This window comes from Staphylococcus sp. GDH8C109P, assembly GCF_017893405.1.
Classification (GTDB): Bacteria; Bacillota; Bacilli; order Staphylococcales; family Staphylococcaceae; genus Staphylococcus; species Staphylococcus cohnii.
The window spans coordinates 1-1,719 of the sequence record NZ_JAESMX010000025.1 but is presented as its reverse complement, the minus strand read 5'-3'; the positions used below and the strand labels follow the sequence as shown (position 1 = coordinate 1,719).

Annotated in this window: 3 protein-coding genes; all 3 read right to left on the bottom strand. The window is 30.9% G+C overall.

All coding sequences use genetic code 11. From position 1 onward, the window contains the following. Positions 1–142: 142 nt before the first annotated feature. Positions 143–283: a ribbon-helix-helix protein, CopG family gene (locus KA867_RS12360; RefSeq protein WP_055357461.1), complete on the bottom strand. Its 141-nt coding sequence runs from the start codon at positions 281–283 to the stop codon at positions 143–145. Positions 284–919: 636 nt separating this feature from the next. After that, positions 920–1,087, bottom strand: coding sequence for a hypothetical protein (locus KA867_RS12355; protein ID WP_210132905.1), 168 nt, complete (start codon positions 1,085–1,087; stop codon positions 920–922). Continuing rightward, positions 1,084–1,719, bottom strand: a 636-nt coding sequence (locus tag KA867_RS12350) for a Rep family protein (protein ID WP_210138222.1), incomplete at its 5' end; no start/stop codon positions are given. The genes KA867_RS12350 and KA867_RS12355, both read right to left, overlap by 4 nt.

Sequence of the window (1,719 nt, the reverse complement as noted above, 5' to 3'; positions counted from 1 at the left end):
ATCTTCTGGAATACTTTCAGGATAAATAATAAAAGTGAAATTTCTAGCCTTTGTTATTTTTTTAGTCATGTTATATAATACCTTTGAAAACATAAGCATATATTTAAGAGCGATCTTTTGCGAGGGCGCTCTTTTTTTATACTCATTTTTCTCCTTTCATATATTCATCTAAAACCAATGTAATCATTGCCGACTTACTTAAGCCTTTTTCTTTACATAACTTTTCTAAATACTCATAAAAACTATCAGACAAAGTAATTGTGAATCTTTTCTTCTCAGACATTTTTTCTCCTTTCAAATAAAAAAATTATCGAAATTATAGTATCATTATTGTGTAATTAATTCAAACTAAAACACAATATAGGTGCGCAGTTGGAAAAATCACCAATTTCCGTTGGTTTTCGTTGGTACCTCAAATCCCTTGCAGCAGTAAGGTTCAAGCCCATTTCTGTACAAAAGTTGGCACTCGGCACAATATAGGGGGGTCGTAGTATCCCCCCCTAAGCACCAACAAAAATGAGAAATCAAAACCAACCCACCTTAAATAGCACAATTGTAAAATAATTTCTTTTTGACTTCACGATATCGCTTTAATGATTTGGATTGGTTGTTAAGTTGGAATTAATCCAACTTAAAACCTGTACCAATCGCCACTGAAGTGGCTATCATTTTCGCTTTGCTCGTCAAAAATTTTCTCATTTCACAATTGTGCTATTTTGGTTTGGCAAGCATCGTATTTGCTAGCCACTTCATTCGCTTACGCTCATTTCGTGTCTGCAAATACACTTGTTGGGGGTACCCCCCAATCCCCCTTTTTTTGCTAAAGCAAAAATGAGTGGCTAAATGCTAGCCACTCATAGTTCAAAACCATAAATCCAAAAAGTGAAAATATAGTTACATCACATTCATTTTTCTACAATCAATCTAAGTGTTCCAAAAATAAATCTTTTAAATTTATTAATTCTTCTTCATATCCATTTTCTACTTTAGCTGAATGTAATAATCTTTTAATTATAGTTAATTCTTTTTCAGTTAATGTATGTTCAATTCCATTTTCAAAATAAATTGTATTATTATATTTCATCACTTAATCTCTCCAGTTTCACTATTAATCATTCGTGAGTATCGTGCCCTATATCCACATTGGTAATTCCCTTCAAACCAAAGTCTAAAAGCATTAGCATTTGAAGTAATTACATCTTGAACATAATTCATATTTTCAATACCATATTCTTCTCCATACATTTCAAGAAATGATATTAAATCAATTACATTAACTATATGCTCAGCCTTAACAATTTGCAGCAATGTATTCTTTAAACTTCTTTTCTGGCTTTCATCTAAAAAAATATATCTTTCTATATCAAAATCATTCAAATGTATAACGTCTTCACTATCATATCTATATTTCTTTTTCTCAATGGCGTCTTTACTCTCATGCGTTAAATATTTATAAACACTTTCAATACCATCTACAATCTCCACATGAGATATAGCCTTATTTCCTAAAGCACGTTTTATTTTATTCCTAACACTTTCAATTGTGACAGGATTTTTAGCAATATATAAAATATGATAATGTGCTTTTTTATATATTTTTTCGCCGTTAGCTACTTTCTTTCGCTCATCTTCAGTTAATTTCTTACGTTCTGTTTCATCTTTATCATGCAAAGGACTAATAGCCATTGGGACATCAAGCTTTTCTAAGCAAGTTTTCCA